The organism is Barrientosiimonas humi, from assembly GCF_006716095.1.
GTDB classification, from domain to species: Bacteria; Actinomycetota; Actinomycetes; order Actinomycetales; family Dermatophilaceae; genus Barrientosiimonas; species Barrientosiimonas humi.
This window is the reverse complement of record NZ_VFOK01000001.1, coordinates 2,558,970-2,580,875: the sequence shown is the minus strand read 5'-3', so window position 1 is coordinate 2,580,875 and position 21,906 is coordinate 2,558,970. Positions and strand designations below refer to the sequence as shown.

Sequence of the window (21,906 nt, the reverse complement as noted above, 5' to 3'; positions counted from 1 at the left end):
GGTGGTGGGGCTCTCGACAGGCGAGACGACCGCGGGGCCTCCTTGTCGCCACGCAATGGATTCCATAATCTCTCGTTAGGTCTTGAGCGTCAGCGCGAAGCCCCGGCTCGCTGGCCAGCAACCCTCCGACGCGGTGGGGTGCTCCGGGTGACGACCTGGCTCGGTCGCAGCAGCGGCCGCGCAAGCGCGATCCAGGAGACTCACGGATGAACGGCAACCAGGCCCTCGTGCGCCGTCGCCACATCGATCTGCTGCAGGTGGCAAGCGACCTCTGTCGCTGACAGGTAGACCCCGAAAGTCCCTGTCCTGCAAGGGGATCCGCCGACAGGTCGGCGATCCCGCACCGGCTGCCGCGAGCGTACGCCCGCCCGCCGGTCCGTCCGAAGGAACCCTCCGTGACGTCCAACCCTTCTCTCGACCGCCGCACCCTGCTCGCCGGCGGCCTGACCCTGCTCGCCGGGGGCGCCCTCGCCGGGTGCGCCGACCCCGGCAACGCCGCGACCCGCGCGGCGGGCTCCAGCAGCGGCGCGCAGCGCGTGACCGGCGCGAAGAACGCGGCGGCGGCCGCCCGGCTCCCGGCCGCCGTGCGCGAGCGCGGCAGCATCGTCATCGGCAACGCCGCGGGCGGTGGCGGCACCCCGCCGCTGGCCTTCCTCGCCGAGGACAACACGACACCGACCGGGGTCGAGGTCGACCTCGCGCGGCTGCTCGCCGAGATCCTCGGCCTGCGCGTCGAGCAGCCGGTCACCTCCTGGGAGAACCTCTTCCTCAAGGTCGACGCCGGCACCTTCGACGCGGTGCTGTCCAACGTCACCGTGACCGAGGAGCGCAAGGCCAAGTACGACTTCGCCACCTATCGCAAGGACGACATCTCGGTCGAGGCCAAGAAGGGCGCCACCTGGCGGGTGCGGTCGGGGGCCGACATCGCGGGGCGCACGCTCGCCGTCGGGTCCGGCACGAACCAGGAGAAGATCCTGGTCGACTGGAACGCCGCCAACGTCAAGGCGGGGCGGCCCCGGGCGACGATCCGCTACTACCAGAACCCGGCTGATCGCTATCTCGCGCTGCAGTCGGGCCAGATCGACGCCTACGTCGGGCCGAGCCCCAACGTGCGCTACCACATCGACACCGCGAAGCAGACGGTCGAGATCGGCCGCTTCTCCGGCGGCGGGTCGCGGCAGGGACTCATCGGCGTGCTGAGCAAGAAGGGGTCGGGTCTCGCGCCCGCCTTCGCCGCCGCGGTCGACGCAGCGATCGCCGACGGCAGCTATCGCGCCGTGCTCGACCGCTGGGGCGTGCAGGCCGACGCCGTGCCGCGCTCCCTGGTCAACCCGCCCGGTCTGCCCAAGTCCTGAATCGCCTTCGGAACAAAGGGAATCCGCACATGGCACTCATCGCCACGATCACCGGCAGCCCGACCGCACCGTCGCGCACCGACGCCGTCGTCGACCACGTCGCCCGGCGCGCCGCGGTGCGTGGCCACCAGGTGCAGGCCATCGCCCTGCGTGACCTCCCGGCCGAGCCGCTGCTGCGCGCCGACCCCACGGCGCCGGCGGTGGCCGACGCGGTCGCCGCGATCGAGCGGGCCGACGCCGTCATCGTCGGCACGCCCGTCTACCGCGCGTCGTTCTCCGGTCTCCTCAAGGCGTTCCTCGACCTGCTGCCGCGGGACGCGCTGTCCGGCAAGGCGGTCCTGCCGCTGGTCACCGGGGGCAGCCTGGCGCACGCCCTGGTCGGTGACTACGCGCTGGCGCCGGTCCTGCGGTCGCTGCAGCCGGCGTACGTCGGGGGCGGGCGGTTCGTCCTCGCCGAGCAGGTGCGCCTGCACGAGGGCGGCGGAGCCGTGCTCGCCCCTGAGGTGCTCGCCGCCCTGGGCGCCGTCGCCTCGGCGTTCGTCGCCCGCCTCGAGGGGCGGCCGGCGGAGGCTGCTGCCCCCGCGACCGACCGGCCGGCCGAGGTGACCGCGCGCGTCGTGCCCGTCGACGACCCCGTGCTGCGCCCGCTGCTGGAGGAGCTGCAGGTGGAGTACGGCACCCGCTACGCCCGCGACAGCGTCAACGAGCGCCTGGTCGAGGTGCCGGTGACCGACTTCGACGCCCCGCACGGTGCGTTCGTCGTGCTGGAGCGCGCCGGCGTGGTGGTCGCGGGCGGTGCGATCCGCCGGCGCGAACCGGGCGTCGCCGAGGTCAAGCGGATGTGGACCGCCCACCACGCCCGCCGGCAAGGCCTCGGTCGTCGTGTCCTGCAGGAGCTGGAGGAGCAGGCCCGGCGCCTCGGGTACCACCGCATCTTCCTCACCACCGGGCCCCGCCAGCCCGAGGCGCGGGGGCTCTACCTCGCCGCCGGCTACGCCCCCCAGTTCGACCTGCACGCCGACCCCGAGGAGCTCGGCCACCTCGCCTTCGAGAAGCCCCTCGTCACCTCGGTGCAGACCCTCGCCAGCTGAGTCGGTCCCCGCCGCTCTCAGCCGAATCCCGTTGAAGGAGAACCCATGTCAACCTCGTCCACCTTGCGCGCAGGCCCCGCGCGCGACGCCGCGGCCGCCCCGCCGCCGCGTGCCGAGGCGCCGGCGAGCAGCTCGTCCCTGACCGTCGTCCCGCGCCGCAACCCGTGGCGCTGGGTGGCCACCGCCGTGGTGGCCGTGCTGCTCGCGCAGCTGGTGAACGGCCTCGTGACCAACCCCGCGTGGGAGTGGGGCACGGTCGGGTCCTACCTGTTCTCCCGGACGGTCATCAACGCGCTGGGCATCACCATCTGGCTGACCGTGCTCGGCACCGTCCTCGGGTTCGCCCTCGGCGTCGTGCTCGCCGCGATGCGCCTGTCGGGCAGCCCGGTGCTGCGCGGCGCCGCCTGGACCTATGTCTGGGTCTTCCGGTCGGTCCCCCTCATCGTCCAGCTGCTGTTCTGGTTCAACATCGCCTACCTCTACCCGCGCCTGGGCTTCGGCGTCCCGTTCGGCCCCGAGCTGGTCACCATCGACTCCAGCACCGCCATCGGGGCGATGGGCGCGGCCGTGCTCGGCCTGACCCTGCACCAGGCCGCCTACTCCGCCGAGATCGTCCGCGCAGGCATCGGCTCGGTCGACCAGGGGCAGCTGGAAGCGGCTGCGGCACTAGGGCTCTCGCGCCGTCGTCAGTTCTTCCGGATCGTCCTTCCGCAGGCGATGCGCTCGATCCTGCCCAACGCGACCAACGAGGTGATCAGCCTCTTCAAGGGCACCTCGATCGTGTCGGTGCTCGCGATCCCCGAGCTCTTCTACCAGGTGCAGGTGATCTACGGGCGCACCTCGCAGGTCGTGCCGCTGCTCATCGTCGCGACCATCTGGTACGTCGTCCTCACCACGGTGCTGTCCGTCGCGCAGTACTACCTCGAGCGCCGCTACGCCCGCGGCAGCTCCCGCGAGGCGCAGGCGCCGACGCCGCTGCAGCGCCTGCGCTCCCAGGCCGCCGAGTGGCGCGCCGGCGCCCAGACCGCACGGACGGGACAGATCCGATGACCGCCGAGACCACGACCACCACCGAGACCACCGATCCCCAGAACCGCCAGCCGCTCGTCGAGATCGACTCCGTCTCCAAGCGATTCGGGCCCCACCTGGTGCTGGACGACGTGTCGCTCACCGTCCCGCACGGCAGCGTCACCGCCATCATCGGACCGTCCGGCTCGGGCAAGTCGACCCTGCTGCGCACGGTCAACCACCTGGAGAAGGTCGACGGCGGGCTGATCCGGGTCGACGGCGAGCTCATCGGCTACCGCCGTTCCGGCGACAACCTGCACGAGCTGCCCGAGCGCGAGGTGCGACGGCAACGCTCGAAGATCGGGTTCGTCTTCCAGGACTTCAACCTCTTCCCGCACCTGACCGTGCTGGAGAACGTCGTCGAGGCCCCGGTGTCGGCCCAGCGCCGCGACCGGTCGGAGGTGACCGAGCTCGCCCGGTCGCTGCTCGCGCGCGTCGGCCTCGCCGAGAAGGAGGGGGCCTACCCGCGCCAGCTCAGCGGCGGCCAGCAGCAGCGGGTCGCCATCGCCCGCGCCCTCGCGCTGCGGCCGGCGGTGCTGCTCCTGGACGAGCCCACCTCGGCGCTCGACCCCGAGCTGGTCGGCGAGGTGCTCGAGGTCATCCGCGGCCTCGCCGACGAGGGTGTCGCGATGGTCGTGGTCACCCACGAGATCGGGTTCGCCCGCGACGTCGCCGACACCGTCGTCTTCCTCGACCGCGGCCGGGTGGTCGAGGTCGGACCGCCCGCGAGCGTCATCGACGCCCCCAGCCACGAACGTACGCGTGCCTTCCTGCGCCGCTTCCGCTGACCCCAAGGACACCGATCATGAGCAATAGCAAGCAAACTCGAGCCATCCTCGCCGCGACCGCCGTTGTTGCCGTCGGCCTCGCCGGCTGCGCCGACCCGCAGGAGAAGCAGGCGGAGGCCACCGTCACCCAGCCCGGTGGCGGCGCCGCGACCGCGCAGGTCGTGCGCTACGACACCACGCCCGGTCAGGCCGGCCGGGTCAAGGGCACCTACGACGCGAAGCTGGCCGGGCAGGTCCCCGCGGCGATCCGCCGCGACGGGGCGCTGGCGATCGGCAACTCGGCGGCCGCGGGCGGCACCCCGCCGCTGTCGTTCCTCGCGACCGACAACAAGACCCCGGCCGGGGTCGACGTCGACATCGCCTTCCTGATCGCCGACACCCTCGGGCTCGAGCCGCGCATCGGCACCACGTCGTTCGAGAACACGTTCGTGGGCGTCGACTCCGGCCGCTACGAGCTGGCGATCGCCAACATCGGCGTGAGCGAGAAGCGCAAGCGCAAGTACGACTTCGCCACCTATCGCCTCGGGCTGCACGCCTTCGAGGTGCCGAAGACCTCGAAGCTGCAGGTGCGGTCGGCCAAGGACGTGTCGGGGAAGCGGGTCGCCGTCAGCTCCGGCACGCTGCAGGAGGACATCCTGCTGCGCTGGAACGACGAGAACCGCAAGGCCGGCCGGGCGCCGATCAAGATCGTCTACTACCAGAACACGGCCGACTACTACCTCGCGCTGTCCTCGGGCCGCATCGACGCCTTCCTCGGTCCCAACCCGACCGCGACCTACCACGTCGCCACCAGCGGCACGACGCGCATCGCGGGCACCGTCTCCTCCAGCTACCCGGTGCAGGGCAAGGTCGGGACGCTGAGCAAGAAGGGCAACGGGCTGACCCCGGTGGTGCGGGCGGCGCTCGACAAGGCGATCGCCAACGGGTCCTACGCCAAGATCCTGCAGCGCTGGGGCCTCGCGGGCGAGTCGGTGAAGAAGTCCGAGCTCAACCCGCCCGGCCTCCCGGACCGACCGACCTCATGAGCGCCGCATCGCTCGTCGTGGTGGGCGGCGGCCCGCGGGCCCTCGGGGTGCTGATGCGCCTCGCGGCCAACGCCGCCGAGGTCGCCCCGGGGCTCGGGCTGCGGGTGCACGTCGTCGACCCGCACCCGCCCGGCGGGGGCCGCATCTGGCGGCACGCCCAGTCGCGGCTGCTGTGGATGAACTCGCTGGCCGAGGACGTCACGATCTTCACCGACGCGTCGGTGACCTGCGACGGCCCGGTCGACGACGGTCCCTCGCTGGCCGAGTGGGCCGTCGGCGAGGGGCGCGAGACGCTGCACCAGAACGGGTGGTTCGAGCGCGAGCAGCCCATGAGATCAACGGAGTTCGCACCCCGCGCCGTCCAGGCGGAGTATCTGGGGTGGGCCTGGCGCCGCACGCTGGACCGGCTCCCCGAGGGAGTCGAGGTCGTGCACCACGCGACGTCGGCGGTCGCCCTCGACGACCTCGACGACGGCCGCCAGCGAGTGACCCTTGCCGACGGGCCACCCCTCGACGCCGACGCGGTGGTGCTCGCCCAGGGCTACCTCGCCCAGCGACCCAGCCCGACCGAGCGGGTGTGGCAGGCGGCCGCCGACGGCCGCGGGCTGACGTACGTCCCCACCGGGCACACCGCCGACCTCGACCTGAGCGAGCTGCGCCCGGGCGAGCCGGTGCTGGTGCGGGGGATGGGGCTGGCCTTCGTCGACCTGTTCGTCCTGCTCGGCGAGGGCCGCGGCGGGCGTTTCACCGGGACCGGCGACGACCTGACCTACCACCCGAGCGGCCGAGAGCCGGTGCTGCACGTCGGCTCGACGCGCGGGGTGCCCTACCGCGCCAAGCTCGGCTACGACGTGGGCGCGCAGGGCCCGGTCGCCCTGCACCACCTGCGCGTCGACGCGCTGCCCGACGTGGGCACGCTCGACTGGGACGAGCACCTGCGCCCGCTCGTGGAGCGCGAGATCACCGACCTGCACTACCGCCGCCTGTTCGGCGCGCACCCCGAGCGCACCCGCGGCGCGTGGCGCGACCTCGAGCGCGCGATCGCGACCGAGCCGCCCGGCTCGCCCACCCTGCTCGCGGCCGTCGAGCGGCAGGTGCCCGACCCCGCCGACCGGCTCGACCTGTGGCTGCTCGACCGCCCCCTGGGCGGGCGCGCATGGGACTCCGGAGAGGCGCTCGAGGCCGACGTCGTCGCCCACGTGCGCGCCGACATCGCCCGCCGCGCCGACGCCTCCCGCTCCAGCGACCGCGCCGTCTTCGACGGGCTGCTGTCGATCTACGCCGTGCTCGCGACGCTTGCGCGGCAGGGCCGGATCTCCAGCGCCGACAGGGTGATTCGCTTCGAGCGCGAGTTCCACGGCTTCTTCTCCTACCTCGCGAGCGGCCCCCCGCCGCGGCGCCTCGCGGAGCTGCTCGCGCTGCACCGGGCCGGCGTCGTGCGCTTCCTCGGCCCCGACGTCGAGGTCGAGCTCGCCGAGCGCGGCTTCGTCGCACGCTCACCCGCGGTGCCGGCCCCGGTGCGGGCCCGCGCGCTCGTGGAGGCGAGGCTCCCGCGACCCGACGTCACGCGGGTCACCGACCCCGTCGTACGTCGGCTGGTCGCCTCGGGCGAGCTGCGCGCCGAAGGCGTGCACGACCCCACCACCGGCCGGCTCGTCGCCGGCCAGCTCACGTCCGACGAGGAGTGCCGGGCGGTGCGCGCCGACGGCAGCGCGCACCCCGACCGGTTCCTCGTCGGTCCCGCGGTCTCGGGCAGCGTCGGCAGCGGCGGCTTCGTCCGCCCCGGCTTCGACGGCCCCGCGCTGCGGCAGAACGACCGGCTTGCGCGACACCTGCTCGGCAGGCTCGCGCGCGCCGGCGAAGACACCACCACCCTCACGAAGGAGCACCGTCATGCCAGTTGAGTTCCTGGGAATGGCCGCCAACCACGACGGCACCGAGACCCGCGCCCGCTCCGGCGGGGCGCTCGACCTCAGGTACGCCGCGAAGCTCGCCCGCGCGCACGAGGACAACGGCTGGGACCGGGTGCTGTTCGCCTACCACTCCGGGTCGCCCGACCCGGCCCAGGTCGCGGCTTTCCTTGCGGGACAGACGGATTCGCTGCGGCTGGTGGTCGCGCACCGGCCCAACACCGCGGCCCCGACGCTGACCGCCAAGACGCTCGCCACGCTCGACCACATCAGTGACGGCCGGGTCGAGGTGCACGTCATCACCGGCGGCAGCACCGCCGACCAGGCCGCCGAGGGCGACCACCTCGCCAAGGACGACCGCTACGGCCGCACCCGCGAGTTCATCCAGATCCTCAAGCAGGCGTGGACCTCCGACGAGCCGTTCGACTTCGCCGGCGAGCACTACCAGCTGGAGAACTTCCTGGCCGACGTGAAGCCCGTGCAGCAGCCCCGCCCCCGGATCAGCTTCGGCGGGTCCTCGCCCGCGGCGTACGACGTCGGCGCCAGCGAGGCCGACGTGTTCGCCCTGTGGGGCGAGCCGCTGGCCGGCACCCGGGAGCAGATCGAGACGATCCGTCGCGCGGCCGAGGCGGCGGGCCGCCCGCTGCCGACGATCCAGGTCGCCTTCCGGCCGATCCTCGGCGCGACCGAGGAGCTGGCCTGGGCCAAGGCGGAGAGCACGCTGAGCGAGATCGAGGCGCTGACCGCGGTCGGCAACTCCCCGCGCGGTCGCCTGCGGCGCAACGGGTCCACGCCGGAGAACGCCGGCTCCCAGCGGCTGCTCGCGGCGGCCGAGTCGGGGGAGCGGCACGACCGCGCGCTGTGGACCGCGACGTCGAGGGCGACCGGCGGCGGCGGCAACTCGACCGCGCTGGTCGGCACCCCCGAGACGGTGGCCGAGGCGCTGCTGGACTACTACGACCTCGGCGTGCGCATCTTCTCCGCCCGCGGCTACGACCTGCACGAGACCGCCGTCGACTTCGGCCGCCAGGTCATCCCGCTGGTGCGCCAGGCCGTCGCCGAGCGCGAGCGCGCAGCCGGCGAGCGGGTCCCCGCGTGAGGCTGATCAGCTACACGCTGGTCGACAACAGCCCCGACCCGGTCACGGGGGTGCAGCTCAGCCCCCGTGACCGGCTCGCGCACGTCGTCGATCAGGCCCGCTGGGCCGAGCAGCTCGGCTTCGACGCCTACGGGGTGGGGGAGCGGCACGCGCAACGGTTCCTCTCGTCCTCGCCGCCGGTGCTGCTGTCGTACGTCGCCGCCCGGACCGAGCGCATCCGCCTGCTCACCACGGTGACCGTGCTGTCGCTGCTGGACCCGGTGCGGGTCGCCGAGGACTACGCGACGCTCGACCAGCTGAGCGGCGGCCGGCTCGAGATCATCATCGGCAAGGGCAACGACCCCGAGCAGAACGCGCTGTTCGGCTACGACCTCGACGAGCAGTGGGAACGCAACCGGGAGAAGTACGAGCTGCTGCGCCGCCTGCTGCGCGAGGAGCGGGTGACCTGGAGCGGGCGGTTCCGCCCCGACCTGGTCGAGGCCACCACCCAGCCGCGCCCGCTGCAGCAACCCGGCATCCCCGTCTGGCACGGGTCGGCCTCGTCGACGGAGTCGACCGAGCTGGCCGCGCGGTTCGGCGAGCCGCTGTTCTCCGCCAACGGTTTTCACCCGATGCGCACCTACGCCGCGCTCATCGACCACTACCGCGAGCGGTTCGCGGCGCACGGGCACGACCCGGCCGACGCGGTGGTCGGCGCCGGGTTCATCGCGCTGGTCGTGGCGCCGCGCTCCCAGGACGCGCGCCGGGCGTACGAACCGGCCTTCCGGGCCTTCCTCGACTCGCCCGGGGCCCGGCACAACCGGCTGCCGTTCCGCACCCTCGAGGAGTTCCTCGAGCAGGGGTCGGCCCTGGTCGGCTCGCCCGAGGAGGTGCTGGACAAGATCGGTCGCTACCGCGAGGCGTTCGGCCACGAGCTGACCGGCGTGCCGCTGGAGGTGCCGGGGGTGCCCGAGCCGGTGATCCGGCGCGGCGCCGAGCTGTTCGTGGCCGAGGTCGTGCCCGCGCTGCGGCGCTCCTTCCCCTCGCGCGTGTGGAGCGATCGGGCGGCGTGACAAGATGGCCGCCGACGCCAGCACGAGAGGATCCCCCAGATGGCCACTTCCCGCACGGGCCGGCGCGCCCTCGGCGCGCTCGCGGCGGTCGCCACCGCCACCGCACTCACCGGGTGCGGCACCAGCGGAGTCTTCACCGACGGCGGCGTCGCGGCGAAGTACGGCGACACCACGGTCAGCACCACCCAGGTGCAGGACGCCGTCGCCGACCTGCGCTCGATCAACCCGCAGAGCGAGATCAGCGGCCAGCAGGCGGCGGTGCTGCTCGCGCTCGGCCCGGCCATCAGCCGCATCGCGGCCCAGCAGGGCGCGACGATCTCGCCGTCGATGGTCGAGCAGACCTTCGCCCAGAACGGCCTGCGCGACCCCAGCCCGTCCACCATCAGCATGACCCGCGCCAACGGCGAGCTCGGTCAGCTGCTGCAGGGCCGCGCCGCCGGGCAGGAAGCCATCAACCGGCTGATCAACACCGCCGACGTGCAGCTCAACCCGCGCTACGGCAGCTATGCCAAGGGCGGCGCCATCGGCCCGGCCGCGACCCCGTGGATCCGGCCCGACGCAGCCGCCTCGGCCCAGCCGGCGCCGCCGCAGTGACCGAGCCGGCCGGGTCGCTGACCCTGCTGGTCACCAGCCCGCGCGTCGCCGCGGGCCTGCTCACGCGCGACGCGTGGGACGTGCTCTCCCGGGCCGACCGGGTGCTCGCGATCGACCTCGACGACCCGACCCCGGCCGCGCTCGTCAGCAGCGGCATCGAGGTCGAGGCGTTGGTCGCCGAACCTGATTCTCTCGCAAGAGATCTCGCGCAGTCGGCCCTCTCGTCGCGCACGGTGTGGGTGGGGTCGCCCGACGCCGACCCGGGCCTCACCGACGCCCTCGCCGCCGAGCTCACCCGGCTGCCCGACCCGCCCGAGGTCGAGGTGCTCGTCGCGTCCTGGGACGTCCCCGGAGCCCGGCTGCTCGACGCCGTGGCCGTGATGGACCAGCTGCGCTCGCCCGGCGGCTGCCCGTGGGACGCCGAGCAGACCCACGAGTCGCTCACGAAGTACCTCCTCGAGGAGGCGCACGAGACCGTCGAGGCGATCGAGGTCGGCGACCGCGAGCACCTGGCCGAGGAGCTCGGCGACGTGCTGCTGCAGGTGCTGTTCCACGCCCGCATCGCGGCCGAGCACCCCGAGGCGCCGTTCGACGTCGACGACGTGGCGGCGGGTCTGGTCGGGAAGCTCGTGCGCCGCCACCCGCACGTCTTCGCCGACGGCGACGCCTCCTCGCCCGAGGACGTCGAGCGCGCCTGGGAGCAGATCAAGGCCGACGAGAAGCCCACCCGCGACGCCGCCGACCTGCTGGCCGGCATCCCAGCGTCGCTGCCGCTGCCGCTGGTGGTCGACAAGGTGCGCGCCCGCGTGCGGCGCCGGGGCGCCGACCCCGCCCTGGACGTACGCCTGGAGCAGCTCGGCGAGGACAGCCGGGTCGGCGCCGCTCGCGGCTGGGAGCAGCTGCGCGCCCTGCTGGACGAGCGCGCCTGAGCCGGCGCGGGCGTACACCCGCCTCGGCCGTCCCGCTCTGCGGGTCGGTCCCGGAGTGCCGCGCGGGCCGCTTGTAGCCTGGGCGCGACCGATCACGCCACACCTCAAGGAGCCATCTGTGGCCACCATCGAAGCAATCGGCGCCCGCGAGATCCTCGACTCCCGCGGCAACCCCACCGTCGAGGTGGAGGTGGCGCTCGACGACGGCACCATCGCCCGCGCAGCCGTCCCGAGCGGTGCGTCGACCGGTCAGTTCGAGGCCGTCGAGCGCCGCGACGGCGACAAGAAGCGCTACCTGGGCAAGGGCGTCGAGGACGCCGTCGACGCCGTCATGGAGCAGATCGCGCCCGCGCTGCTGGGCTTCGAGGCCAGCGAGCAGCGGCTGATCGACGCGGAGATGATCGGGCTCGACGGCACCGACAACAAGGGCTCGATCGGCGCCAACGCCATCCTCGGCGTCTCGCTCGCGGTGGCCAAGGCCGCCGCCGACTCGGCCGAGCTGCCGCTGTTCCGCTACGTCGGCGGCCCCAACGCCCACGTGCTGCCCGTGCCGATGATGAACATCCTCAACGGTGGCGCCCACGCCGACTCCAACGTCGACATCCAGGAGTTCATGATCGCGCCGATCGGCGCGGAGAGCTTCCGCGAGGCGCTGCGCTGGGGCGCCGAGGTCTACCACGCGCTCAAGGACGTGCTGAAGAAGAAGGGCCTGTCCACCGGTCTCGGCGACGAGGGCGGCTTCGCCCCCGACCTGGAGTCCAACCGCTCCGCGCTCGACCTCATCGTCGAGGCGATCAAGAAGGCCGGCTACAAGCCCGGCACCGACATCGCGCTCGCGCTCGACGTCGCGGCCAGCGAGTTCGCCGACAAGGGCAAGTACACCTTCGAGGGCAAGAAGCGCTCGGCCAAGGACATGGTCGACTACTACGCCGAGCTCGTCGACGCCTACCCGCTGGTCTCCATCGAGGACCCGCTGGACGAGGAGGACTGGGCCGGCTGGACCCAGATGACCGAGCAGCTCGGTGACAAGGTGCAGCTGGTCGGCGACGACCTGTTCGTCACCAACCCCAAGCGGCTGCAGCGCGGCATCGACGACGGCGCCGCCAACGCGCTGCTGGTCAAGGTCAACCAGATCGGCACCCTGTCCGAGACGCTCGACGCCGTCTCGCTCGCGGCCCGCAACGGCTACGCCTCGATGATGTCGCACCGGTCCGGCGAGACCGAGGACACCACGATCGCCGACCTCGCCGTCGCGACCAACTGCGGCCAGATCAAGACCGGCGCGCCCGCGCGCTCCGACCGCGTCGCGAAGTACAACCAGCTCCTGCGCATCGAGGAGGAGCTCGACGACGCCGCGGTCTACGCCGGCGCGAGCGCCTTCCCGCGGTTCACGGCCTGAGCCGGGAGGGTCCATGAGCACCGAACGCCGCCGTACGTCCGGCTCGCGTCCCGCGGGCCGTCGCCCCAGCACCTCGGCCGGCTCGGCGAGCCGGGCGTCGGGCCGGGCGAGCGGCGCGGGCAGCCCGCGCGGACGTACGTCGTCGTCGGGGGGCCGCGGGACCTCGCGTCCCGCGGTCCGGCCGGCGTCGGCGGGGGGCGGCCGGCAGCTGCCGAAGCGGCGCCGCCCGACGTCGATGCGCCGGATGGTCACGCTGGGGCTGCTCATGGTGTTCCTGGCGGTGCTGCTGATCCCGACGCTGCGCGGCTACCTCCAGCAGCGCTCGCAGATCGACGCCCTCAACGAGCAGGTCACCGGGCAGCAGCAGACCGTGAACAACCTTCAGCGCGAACGCAATCGGTGGAACGACCCCAACTACGTCGCGCAGCAGGCGCGGGAGCGGCTGGGCTTCGCCAAGCCGGGCGAGCGGGCGTACATCGTGATCGACGACAAGGGTCGCAAGCAGCAGGTCGACGAGGTCACCGGCGTGCGCAACGACAAGGCCGGGCAGAACCGCCCGTGGTACGGCCAGCTGTGGGGGTCGGTCGTCTCGGCGGGCGAGGAGCCCACGGTGGGCAGCAAGACCAAGTGAGCGCGCCACCCCAGACCCCCGACCCGGGCCACGCACCCGGCATCGACCCGGCCGACGTCGCCGCCGTCCAGCAGCAGCTGGGCCGGCTGCCCCGCGGCATCGTCGAGATCGCCGCGCGCTGCCCGTGCGGCTGCCCGACGGTGGTGCGCACGCTGCCGCGACTGCCTGACGGCACCCCGTTCCCGACGTCGTTCTACGCCACCTGCCCGCGGCTGACCGGCGCGATCAGCACCCTGGAGGCGCAGGGCATGATGCGCGAGATGACCGAGCGGCTGCGGCACGACCCGGAGCTGGCGGCGGCCTACGCCGCCGCGCACGAGGACTACCTGCGCCGGCGCGGCGAGCTCGGCGAGGTGCCCGAGATCGAGGGCGTCAGCGCCGGCGGCATGCCGACCCGGGTGAAGTGCCTGCACGTGCTGGTCGCCCACTCGCTGGCGGTCGGGCCGGGCGTCAACCCGCTCGGCGACGAGGCGCTCGCCGCCCTGCCGCAGTGGTGGTCCAACGGCTGCTGCCAGCCCAAGCCGGTCGAGTAGGCCCCCAAGCTGGTCGAGTGGGCCCGCGAGGGACGAGCAGGCCCCCAAGCTGGTCGAGTAGGCCCGCGAGGGACGAGCGGGCCGTATCGAGACCCGCGCAGCGCATCCGCGAGCTGCTGCCGGGCGACTACCTGCTGCGCCCCGGCCCGCGCGGCGACGTGTCGTGCAAGCCGGACGAGCAGATGCTGCTCTACGGCGTCGGCTGAGCCGACCGATCAGTCACCGGTGAGCTCGAGAAGCCTTCCAGGAGAAAGGATCTCGGCACCAACCTGACGTACGCGCTCGCGCAGCTCACGATCGGCCGTCGCCACGGTCACCGGACCGTCGGCGGCGGCCGATCGGGCCTGCTCGACGATCTCGTCGTCACCGCTGCGCGGCGCGTGCACGACGGCGACGGCGCCGTCGTCACCGGCCGGCACGCCCGCCTTGGCCGCGCCCTCGAGCACCAGGGTGACCCGGTCGTACGGCAGTCCGGCGTCAGCCAGCCGGTCGAACAGCCGGCGGGCGGCGCCGGCCCGGTCGCGCCACCACCCGTCCGGCCGCGAACCGACGACGTTGGCTCCGTCGACCACCAGGGTTGTGGGTGCGGTGCGGGTGGCGTGGCCCGGTGACTCAGCGGAGCTCATCGGGCCTGCTCCACCGCACGTCGCGGAAGCGGCCGGAAGCGGCCGAAGTCAGCGTCGCCGGAGACAACCGTCGGCCGGTGCTCGGTCGCGACGGTCATCGCGGCTGGATCTCGCCCATCGGCCCGAAACCGTCGACCTCCTCCGCGTCGACGTAGATGATCTGCGGCTGCGCGGAGACGATGTCGGGCATCTTCTCCATGAAGGTCTTCACGTGCTCGGTGGCCATGTGCTCCTCGCCGGCCGCGCTGTCGCGGAAGCCCTCGATGCACACGAACGTGTTCGGCTCGGTGACGCTCTGGGAGAACTCGAAGAACTCGTTGCCCGGCTCTTGGGTGACGTTGCGGGCGTAGTCCGCGGACAGCTCGCGCCACTCGTCCAGCTTGTCCTCGCGGATGGGGAACTTCACGGTGATGAGGATCATCGGTGCACTCCTGGTCGGCTGTGGGTCGGCTGTGGTCTGACGCGGACGGTCACCGGCGGTCCGGCTTGTCTCGCGCCCCTCACCGTACGAGGATCGCGAGCGTCGGGCTCACCCCTGCCCCCGAAGGAGCTCCATGACGCGCGTCGCCGCCATCGACTGCGGCACCAACTCGATCCGCCTGCTCATCGCCGACCACGACGGCGACCGGCTGCAGGAGGTGCTCCGGCGCACCGAGATCGTCCGGCTCGGCCAGGGCGTCGACGTGTCCGGCCGCATCGCCCCCGAGGCGATGGAGCGCACGCTGGCGCGCAGTCGTGAGTACGCCGGGCTCGCCCGCGAGCACGGCGTCACCGCAGCGCGGTTCGTGGCGACGTCGGCATCCCGCGACGCCTCGAACGCGGGGGAGTTCGTGCAGGGCGTGGTGGCCGCCTTCGGCGACCTCGACGTGGTGCCCGAGGTGGTCAGCGGCGACGAGGAGGCCGCGCTGAGCTTCGCCGGTGCGACGATCGGTCTCGCGGCGTCCGGTGCCGAATCTCCTTATCTGGTGGTCGATCTCGGCGGTGGCTCCACCGAGCTGGTGCGCGGGTCCGACACAGTCGAGCAGGCGATCTCGCTCGACATGGGATCGGTCCGCCTGACCGAGCGCTACCTGCGCTCCGACCCGCCCACGCCGGAGGAGATCCGGGTGGCCAGCGCCGAGGTGGACGCGGCGCTCGACCTTGCCGAGCGCACGGTCGACCTCAGCGGGGTGTGCACGCTCGTCGGCCTGGCCGGCTCGATCACCACGGTCACCGCCCACGCCCTCGACCTCGAGCGCTACGACTCCGGGCGCATCCACCACGCGCGCGTCCCCGTCGAGCGGGTGCTGCGCGCCACGACCGAGCTGCTGCAGGCAGGCCACGCCGAGCGCGCGGCCCTGGGGTTCATGCACCCCGGCCGCGTCGACGTGATCGGGGCCGGCGCGCTGATCTGGCAGCGCATCGTCGACCGCGTCGCCCAGCGCTCCGGCATCACCGAGGCGGTCACCAGCGAGAGCGACATCCTCGACGGCATCGCCCTGTCGGTCCCCACCCGCAAGCCGGTCGAGTAGCCGCGAGGCGCGAGCGGCGTATCGAGACCCGCCCCCGTCGTACCCTGGCGCTGCCCTCGTGGCCCAACTGGCAGAGGCAGGCGACTTAAAATCGCTCACGGTGCGGGTTCGACTCCCGTCGAGGGCACCATGACCCCTTTACTCGAACCCGCACCGAAAAGGTCGGCGAGTAGGTGGGTCACGGTTTGACGGTCGCTCTCAGCCCCGGGGCTGGGAGCGACATTCGTTGTGGCGCTCCGCGCGAGGACACCTGCAGGCGTGCGCCGCCTGGCGGTCTGCCGTTGCTGAGCAGCGGCTGCTTCATGCAGTTCGTCCAGGAGCGGCGTCTTGACGTCGCGCCGGACGCCGTCCTCATCGATGTACAGCCGCTCGAAGCTCGCTGTGTTGAGGTCGCGGCGCGTTGCCTCGTCTGCCTTCGTGTAGAGCTCCTGAGGCTGTTCGAACAGCTCCATGTACTGGCGGATGTAGCGCGCTGCACGGTCGAGGTCGACCACCGTCTGTGCGAGGCTCCGCTCGACTGCCGCTTTGTCGATCTGGACCTTGCGGAGCCGTTCCTTGATCTTCGCCGTAGGCAACTCGCCGTCGGTTGCCAAGTCGAGCAGGCGCTCCTCCTTGGTGCTGAGTGCCGCCAGTTGCTTGCGGTAGCCATCGTGGAGCTCGCGCTTCACTCGCTGCGAGTCTGCGACAGCGGCGTCCATGCCCTCGCGGATGTAGGTGACGAAGTCTTCTGGGAGCCCGACAGTCGCGTAATGCTTGGCGACGGCGTGCTCGACATCCGCGGCGGGCAGGTATGGAAGGTCGCACTGCCGGTCCTGTCGTCCGCGGCAGAGGAAGTAGCCGTACCGCCCACCGCGACCGTTCGCTTCGACGTAGATCACCCGGACGGGGCGCTCCTTGGTGGAGCACCGGTCACAGAACAGCAGCCCCTTGAGGTAGTGATAGAGCACACGGTCCCGTTGGCCGTTGGTCGACCGGTGATCCATGACTCGCTGGACCGCATCGAACAGATCCTGGTCGATGATCGGCTCGTGCCGCCCTGGGTACTGCTCGCCCTTGTAGGTGACGACACCGACGTAGTACGGGTCGCGCAGCATGCGGTGCAGCTTGGAGATCGAGAGCGGCTGCGACTTCCACCGCCTGGTCGGGCGGGTCTTCAGCCCGAGCGACTCCATCTTGTCGTAGAGCGCCGAGAGCGTGTAGTCGCCGCTCGCGTACAGCTCGAACGCCGTACGGATGAGCGGGGCGCGCGTCTCATCGACCGCGATGGTGTTGACCTGGCGTCCCTCGTGCTCAATACGGACGTTCTTGTAGCCGATGCGGGCAACGCCGAGGGTGCCGCCGTTCTCGGCCTTGTGGCGCATCTTGACCTTGATGTCCTCGCCGGACATCCGCACCTGGACTTCGTTGATGATGTCCGTGACGGCCTCCATCGCGTCGGCCATGATGCCTTCGCCGAAGTCCTCCTTCGCCGAGACCAGCTTGACGCTCATGCCTTCGAGCTGGCGCTTGGTGACCACGGCGTCGCCGAGATTCCGGAAGGCTCGTGAGCGCATGTAGATGATCACGTAGTCGACCTCGGGATGCTCGGCCAGATAGGCGAGCAGTTCCTTGAATTTGCGTCGCTTGGAGATGGTCTGGGCAGAGGCACCCGGTTCGACGAACTCCTTCTGGATCACCGCTCGAATGGCCGCTGCCTTGGCGTTGTTCGCCTCGCGCTGCGTCGCGATGGAGTTGCCTTCGGCGTCGACATCGGCGCCCGCGTTCATCTGCTTGGTCGTCGACACCCGCAGGTACGACACTGCGATCTTGCTCGTGCCTCGCTCGATCATTTCAGGTGCTCCTATTCATCTGCACGGTTCTGAACCGCTGTTCCTGCCACGTCGGCGTTGATACCGGGCGCGCACAGCGCTGCCGGGTGAAGGTCGGCCGCTCCAGCAGCCCGATCTGCTCGAGCCGGTAGCGGAGCGCGGCCTGGCTGACGCCGAAGTAGGCAGCCAGCGCTTCGATGCGCTGGGTGACGTTGCAGTACATCCGCTTGAGCGCCGGCTTCGGCATCAGGGCGCAGGCGGCGAAGTAGTCGGCCGCACGCTCCGCTTCCCAGTCGGAGCGGTAGAGCCGCGCTCGGTGCGGGTGGTCGATGACGTGCTTCAGCTCGTGCAGCAGGGTGAAGCGCTGCCGTGCCGGGGTGTCGTCCTGGCAGATCGCGATGATCCACTCCTGGCCGTTCCAGTAGCTCAGGCCGCTGGTCGGCAGCGCCTCGTAGACGACACGCAGGCGCGGCAGCGATTCAATGTGGCGGTCGTGCACGCCGTCTTCATCGACAGCGAGCAGCCGGGCGAGGGTCCGGGCTTGCCGCTCGGCGAGTTGCTTGGTGTCCTCGAAGTCGAGCCGACAGCGCGGTGTCAGCCCACGGAGGCTCGCCAGTACCGATGGTGATGTTGTTGTTTGGGTGGTCATTTTGAGCCTCCTTTCGGTTAGTGGTTGTTCGTTCTATCGGGCTACTGCTCGTCCTCGCCGGGTGCCGGTTCCGCCCGCCTCGGGTCGGCGCCGTACTTTCTCGTGATGGCCGCGATCTCTGCCCGGGCTTCGGGCGGGAGATCTGGGTACTTGCGGCGCAGGTAGGGGTGAATGGTCGGCAGGTCAATGTCGTAGCCGCCGACCTCGCAGACGGTGGTGGCATCGAGCCCCAGGACGGCTGCCAGTCGCAGCAGCTTGTCGAGCTTGGGCTCGCGGGTACCGCTCTCCCAGTTCTCGATGATCGACTTGCTGAGCTCGGCCTCAGCCGCCACTTGGCGCAGACTCAGGCCAGCTTGTAGCCGTGCATCCTTTAGCAGTGTTCCAAGTTCTGTATTCAGTTTTTCGTCCATATCCCAATTTTACAATCCTTGTCCGCATTTGTGGACGCCTTTCTCGCTTTCTACAACATTTCTTTTACAACGCTCACGCATCGCGATTGCGACATGTATTGCGTTTTGAGTGTGGGTGGGAACCAGAGAGCCGTCAGGCTCGATCTGGTCCCCACCCGGTGGAGTCGCCACGTACCTCGGCGGGCAGCGTTAGCTGCCGCGCTTGGGTGCCGTGGCGCTCTTGCGAGGCGCGGCCTTGCCGGTGGACTGGCTGTCCGTGCCGAGCAGTGCCTGGATGGCGGCACGCTGCTCGTCGGCTTCCCGCGTGATCTCCGCCTCGAGGTCACGAGCCTTGGCGGCGACCGACGGGTCGTCCGCCATGACGGCAACTTCCTTGCGGATCGCAGTGCGGATGGCCTCCGTCACCGTGATGTCGCGCAGCCGGCACAGCATGGTCAGCTGTCCATGCAGCTGGGAGTCCAACCGGACTGCCAGCGTCTTGACCGTAGACATGGCGCTTCTCCTTCCTGAGGGTGTTCGCCCAGCCGCCTCGCCGTGCGGCGAGCGGTCCGGCCACCGTCCTCGGGGTGGTGCAGCCCTCGACCGGGGTGGTCGAGTGGCTGCAGGCTCCCGAGGGATGGGCGGCTTCGGCGAGTCCTACGCATCGGGCTGCGCGTCAGGGTGGTCGGGAACCTCGTCATCGTTCGGTCCCTGGAACAGGAATACCTCGCCCTCCGGGCCCTCAAGCGTGAACAGCCGCACGCCCCCGGTCTGGTCCCGTGCCAGCGCCTCGTAGTCGATGCGCACGTGTGGCCGCAGCTCCTCCGGTAGCTGTTCCTCGGTCTGCTGCGCCAGCGCTCGTCCTAGGTCCTCGTACGACGCGAACTCGCCGAGGTAGTGGTCGCGGAACGCTGCCAACAGGTCGGGATCGGCATCGTGGAAGTCGGCCCAGGCCGCGAAGGCGTAGCCGTGCTCGCGGATGCCGTTGGCCACCCGAGCGACGACCTCTGCCGTCTCGTCGCGCTTCACCTCGAACGTGCCGAACTCGATGGTGTCGAGGATCTGCTTGTCCCCGATCCGGCTCTGCACCTGCTCGACGGTGCCGTACGCGTCGCACCAGCTGCCGAACGGCGAGCGCTCGTCGCGGGCGACCCAGATGCCCGGGCGCGGTCGCGGCGTCGGCTCCAGCTCCTCGGCGGTTACCTCGTGCGCTCTCTCCTCGCCCTTGTTGCTGCTCGTCGGCGGTGTCTCGTGGCCAGTCATCGGTCTCCTCCTTGCGGTCGGTCGGGTGCTGTACTGCCGGGCAGCTCGGTGGTGCCGCCCTCGACGTTCTGGAACAGCCAGACACGGCCGTTGTCGTTGTGCGCTATGACCAAGTGCCCCTCGGTCCACAGCTGCTGCGCGATCTCCCCGTACGTCCAGTCGCCCGACGGGTCGTCATGAGTCGCGGCACCGAGCCGCTCGAACTGGGCTTCCACCCAAGCGGCAGGGCTGTCCCACTCGCCGAGGTAGGCCTGCTCGAACGCCGCCAGCATGCGCGGGTCGGCGTCGTGGAAGTGCGCCCAGAAGGCGAAGGCGTCGCCATGCTCCTGGATGCCGCGAGCCACCATCGCCACGGTCGCCAAGTCCTCTGAGGACTCCGGGGTGTAGTCGGCGAAGTCGTCGCTGTCGCAGATGAGGACGCCGTCGGCGTCGGACTCGGGGTGCCGGTCTAGTAGTTCTCGGGCGTGCCGCTCGAGTTCTTCGCTGGGCACAGCGGCATCGATCCATTGGCTGTGTCCTGGCCACGGTGTCTCTGTCGCCAGTGTCAGCCGGATGCGTGGCGAGCGCCGCGGTGGGCGCTCCGCACTCTCCGTTTCAGGTGTGCTGCACTCTCCTGGCCTTGGCTGCTTCTCGTTCATGGTGTCCTCCTTTCGTTTGGTTGCTGGTTCGTGGTGCCGGTGGCAGTGCCAGGCGGCGGGTGCGCCTTCTGCGTGGCGTTCGCGTCGCTTGGCACCGGGTAGCCGGGGATGGCGACGTCGCTCCTGATCTGGTTGCCCCAGACGTGCCAGCCGGCGCGGCTCGGTGGCTGCCTGCGGGCGAACAGCTCGAGGTACGGCCCGGGGCTGACCCGCTCGATGACGGCGTACTGCTCCTCGGGCTTGTGCGAGTGGTCCTGCAGCGGCGCGAACATCCAGGTCGGCTGGGCGCGGAACTGGACCGGTGCTGTGCCTCTGGTGGCGAACAGCAGGTGCTCGGTCGAGTTGCGCAGGTAGTTGCCCAGTCCCAGCCGCGGCTTGATCCACGTCAGGATGGAGCGCACCGTGAAGCCCCAGGCGTCAGCGACGTCGAAGCCCGGCCGCAGCGTGGCGTTGGTGACCCACAGCCACAGATGGGCGTCGTCAGCTGCCAGGTCGGCCACCGGCATCGCCGTGATGCGCTCCAGGCTCATGAGGTCGTAGTGCTGCACCGCGCCGCGCTTGCCGAGCTGCTGCACGTCCCACGGCGGGTCGGCCAAGATCGTGCGGTACTTCGATGGCTCAGGAGCCTGATCGTTCATGACTGGCCTCCCGTCACGAGCGCTTCCCAGGTTTCGTCGGAGGTGCTGGTCAGCCGGTGCAGCTGCGGGGTTAGTCGCGCTGATCGCTGCAGCCGACGTGTCAGCTCCTGCTTTCGGTCGTGAGCCCGGCGGCCTTCCAGGATCCACAGCACGAGCGGGAACGCGCCGTCTGTCTGGCTCTGCTCGATACCACTGCGCCGGTACGCCTCGTACTGCTCGCACTTCGCGAGCAGCGTCGGGATGGACTCGGTGCCGCGGTCGACCTCGATGAACCAGCGGTCCTCGTACGGACCGTCGTCGTCGCTCGCCTGGATGACCACGCTCAGGTCGGGCGCCAGCGTCAGGGTGTTGCCGCCCAGCCCGGGGTAGCGGCGGGTGGTGTGCGGGTCGACCATGACGTTCGCGGAGCCGCGCATCGATTGGGCAATCTGCAGTACCAGCAGATGCGTGTCCGCGATGGCCAGGCAGTGCTCCAGAAAGCGCAGCGTCGGCTGGTGCTGCCGGTACCGGGGCGCGTGTTCATCGAGCACGCGGGCGCCGGCCGCGGTCAGGTGCCAGATGGTGGCCTCTGAGCCGCCGCGGAGTCCGCCGACCCGACGGTCGTCGACCCTGCGGACGAGCCCGTCCCGGGCGAGGCGCTGGAGTACGCGCCGGGCGCTTCGTCCGGCCGTGTCTCGGCTGCTGGCACCGGCCACGAAATGCAGTTCGCTCAGGTGGTGGGTGGTCAGGAAGCGGTGCTCGGTCAGGCTCGAAAGCACGTGGCGATCACGGTCGCTGAGCTCGTGGCGGAGACGCCGCCGGGCTGCCTTGCCGACGTAGCGGTGCGGCCGGAAGCCAGTGGCCTGGGCGGCCACCTTCGCCCGTGAAACGGGCGATGTATTCGCGGCCGAAGATGGCGGCCGCGAGCCGC

At 71.3% G+C, this 21,906-nt stretch carries 25 protein-coding genes, 1 tRNA gene and 1 riboswitch; of the genes, 16 read left to right on the top strand and 10 right to left on the bottom strand.

Annotated elements, in window-relative coordinates; genetic code table 11:
- Positions 1-78: 78 nt before the first annotated feature.
- Positions 79-193: riboswitch (SAM riboswitch) on the top strand.
- 202 nt (positions 194-395) lie between these two features.
- The 14 genes from FB554_RS12110 (at position 396) to FB554_RS12045 (ending at position 13,680) form a co-directional block, all read left to right on the top strand.
- On the top strand, positions 396-1,355 hold the full coding sequence (locus FB554_RS12110) for a transporter substrate-binding domain-containing protein (protein WP_211344595.1): 960 nt from the start codon (positions 396-398) through the stop codon (positions 1,353-1,355).
- A gap of 29 nt (positions 1,356-1,384) precedes the next feature.
- Positions 1,385-2,446, top strand: a complete 1,062-nt coding sequence (ssuE, locus tag FB554_RS12105; protein ID WP_142006417.1) for an NADPH-dependent FMN reductase — start codon at positions 1,385-1,387, stop codon at positions 2,444-2,446.
- Between the two features lie 45 nt (positions 2,447-2,491).
- Positions 2,492-3,496 (top strand): amino acid ABC transporter permease, encoded by a 1,005-nt coding sequence (locus FB554_RS12100; protein ID WP_142006415.1) that lies wholly within the window; start codon positions 2,492-2,494, stop codon positions 3,494-3,496.
- Positions 3,493-4,302, top strand: coding sequence for an amino acid ABC transporter ATP-binding protein (locus FB554_RS12095; RefSeq protein WP_142006413.1), 810 nt, complete (start codon positions 3,493-3,495; stop codon positions 4,300-4,302). Before FB554_RS12100 ends, FB554_RS12095 begins: the two co-directional genes overlap by 4 nt.
- Before the next feature lie 17 nt (positions 4,303-4,319).
- Complete coding sequence (locus FB554_RS12090; RefSeq protein WP_142006411.1) at positions 4,320-5,327, top strand: ABC transporter substrate-binding protein; 1,008 nt, start codon at positions 4,320-4,322, stop codon at positions 5,325-5,327.
- Positions 5,324-7,231, top strand: a complete 1,908-nt coding sequence (locus FB554_RS12085) for an FAD/NAD(P)-binding protein (RefSeq protein WP_142006409.1) — start codon at positions 5,324-5,326, stop codon at positions 7,229-7,231. Before FB554_RS12090 ends, FB554_RS12085 begins: the two co-directional genes overlap by 4 nt.
- Positions 7,221-8,336 (top strand): LLM class flavin-dependent oxidoreductase, encoded by a 1,116-nt coding sequence (locus tag FB554_RS12080; protein WP_142006407.1) that lies wholly within the window; start codon positions 7,221-7,223, stop codon positions 8,334-8,336. Before FB554_RS12085 ends, FB554_RS12080 begins: the two co-directional genes overlap by 11 nt.
- Complete coding sequence (locus tag FB554_RS12075; RefSeq protein ID WP_142006405.1) at positions 8,333-9,388, top strand: LLM class flavin-dependent oxidoreductase; 1,056 nt, start codon at positions 8,333-8,335, stop codon at positions 9,386-9,388. The genes FB554_RS12080 and FB554_RS12075 overlap by 4 nt, the downstream gene beginning before the upstream one ends.
- A gap of 39 nt (positions 9,389-9,427) precedes the next feature.
- Complete coding sequence (locus tag FB554_RS12070) at positions 9,428-9,982, top strand: hypothetical protein (protein WP_142006403.1); 555 nt, start codon at positions 9,428-9,430, stop codon at positions 9,980-9,982.
- Positions 9,979-10,911, top strand: coding sequence for a nucleoside triphosphate pyrophosphohydrolase (locus FB554_RS12065; RefSeq protein ID WP_142006401.1), 933 nt, complete (start codon positions 9,979-9,981; stop codon positions 10,909-10,911). Before FB554_RS12070 ends, FB554_RS12065 begins: the two co-directional genes overlap by 4 nt.
- A 118-nt stretch (positions 10,912-11,029) precedes the next feature.
- Entirely contained in the window at positions 11,030-12,310 is a 1,281-nt protein-coding gene (eno, locus tag FB554_RS12060; RefSeq protein WP_142006399.1) for a phosphopyruvate hydratase, read from the top strand.
- 13 nt (positions 12,311-12,323) lie between these two features.
- Positions 12,324-12,941, top strand: coding sequence for an FtsB family cell division protein (locus FB554_RS12055; RefSeq protein WP_142006397.1), 618 nt, complete (start codon positions 12,324-12,326; stop codon positions 12,939-12,941).
- Entirely contained in the window at positions 12,938-13,474 is a 537-nt protein-coding gene (locus FB554_RS12050) for a DUF501 domain-containing protein (protein WP_142006395.1), read from the top strand. Before FB554_RS12055 ends, FB554_RS12050 begins: the two co-directional genes overlap by 4 nt.
- Positions 13,475-13,491: 17 nt before the next feature.
- A complete protein-coding gene (locus tag FB554_RS12045) occupies positions 13,492-13,680 on the top strand; it encodes a hypothetical protein (RefSeq protein WP_142006393.1) in 189 nt (62 codons plus the stop codon).
- A gap of 9 nt (positions 13,681-13,689) precedes the next feature.
- Here the strand turns inward: FB554_RS12045 and FB554_RS12040 are convergent, their stop codons facing one another.
- Both FB554_RS12040 and FB554_RS12035 read right to left on the bottom strand, forming a co-directional pair.
- A complete protein-coding gene (locus FB554_RS12040) occupies positions 13,690-14,100 on the bottom strand; it encodes an NYN domain-containing protein (protein WP_142006391.1) in 411 nt (136 codons plus the stop codon).
- A gap of 94 nt (positions 14,101-14,194) precedes the next feature.
- Positions 14,195-14,521, bottom strand: a complete 327-nt coding sequence (locus FB554_RS12035; protein WP_142006389.1) for a putative quinol monooxygenase — start codon at positions 14,519-14,521, stop codon at positions 14,195-14,197.
- 133 nt (positions 14,522-14,654) lie between these two features.
- Here FB554_RS12035 and FB554_RS12030 point away from each other — a divergent pair, with 133 nt between their 5' ends.
- Positions 14,655-15,611, top strand: a complete 957-nt coding sequence (locus FB554_RS12030) for a Ppx/GppA phosphatase family protein (protein ID WP_142006387.1) — start codon at positions 14,655-14,657, stop codon at positions 15,609-15,611.
- A 52-nt stretch (positions 15,612-15,663) separates the two neighbouring features.
- Positions 15,664-15,741 (top strand) — tRNA-Leu (locus FB554_RS12025).
- Here FB554_RS12025 and FB554_RS12020 read toward each other — a convergent pair.
- The 8 genes from FB554_RS12020 to FB554_RS11985 form a co-directional block, all read right to left on the bottom strand.
- The gene (locus tag FB554_RS12020) at positions 15,707-17,440 is read right to left on the bottom strand and encodes a recombinase family protein (protein WP_142006385.1); all 1,734 of its coding nucleotides are present in this window, start codon (positions 17,438-17,440) and stop codon (positions 15,707-15,709) included. The genes FB554_RS12025 and FB554_RS12020 overlap by 35 nt on opposite strands.
- Before the next feature lies 1 nt (position 17,441).
- Positions 17,442-18,068, bottom strand: coding sequence for an ImmA/IrrE family metallo-endopeptidase (locus FB554_RS12015; RefSeq protein WP_142006383.1), 627 nt, complete (start codon positions 18,066-18,068; stop codon positions 17,442-17,444).
- 41 nt (positions 18,069-18,109) lie between these two features.
- Complete coding sequence (locus FB554_RS12010; protein ID WP_142006381.1) at positions 18,110-18,478, bottom strand: helix-turn-helix domain-containing protein; 369 nt, start codon at positions 18,476-18,478, stop codon at positions 18,110-18,112.
- Between the two features lie 189 nt (positions 18,479-18,667).
- Positions 18,668-18,970 carry a hypothetical protein gene (locus FB554_RS12005; RefSeq protein ID WP_211344594.1) on the bottom strand — a complete coding sequence of 101 codons (303 nt, stop codon included), beginning with the start codon at positions 18,968-18,970 and terminating at the stop codon, positions 18,668-18,670.
- A 144-nt stretch (positions 18,971-19,114) separates the two neighbouring features.
- Complete coding sequence (locus FB554_RS12000; protein WP_142006379.1) at positions 19,115-19,720, bottom strand: antirestriction protein ArdA; 606 nt, start codon at positions 19,718-19,720, stop codon at positions 19,115-19,117.
- Positions 19,717-20,358 carry an antirestriction protein ArdA gene (locus tag FB554_RS11995; protein ID WP_142006377.1) on the bottom strand — a complete coding sequence of 214 codons (642 nt, stop codon included), beginning with the start codon at positions 20,356-20,358 and terminating at the stop codon, positions 19,717-19,719. The genes FB554_RS12000 and FB554_RS11995 overlap by 4 nt, the downstream gene beginning before the upstream one ends.
- Positions 20,355-20,996: an MT-A70 family methyltransferase gene (locus FB554_RS11990; RefSeq protein WP_142006375.1), complete on the bottom strand. Its 642-nt coding sequence runs from the start codon at positions 20,994-20,996 to the stop codon at positions 20,355-20,357. The genes FB554_RS11995 and FB554_RS11990 overlap by 4 nt, the downstream gene beginning before the upstream one ends.
- Complete coding sequence (locus FB554_RS11985; RefSeq protein ID WP_170206867.1) at positions 20,993-21,850, bottom strand: replication-relaxation family protein; 858 nt, start codon at positions 21,848-21,850, stop codon at positions 20,993-20,995. Before FB554_RS11985 ends, FB554_RS11990 begins: the two co-directional genes overlap by 4 nt.
- Between the last annotated feature and the right edge of the window lie 56 nt (positions 21,851-21,906).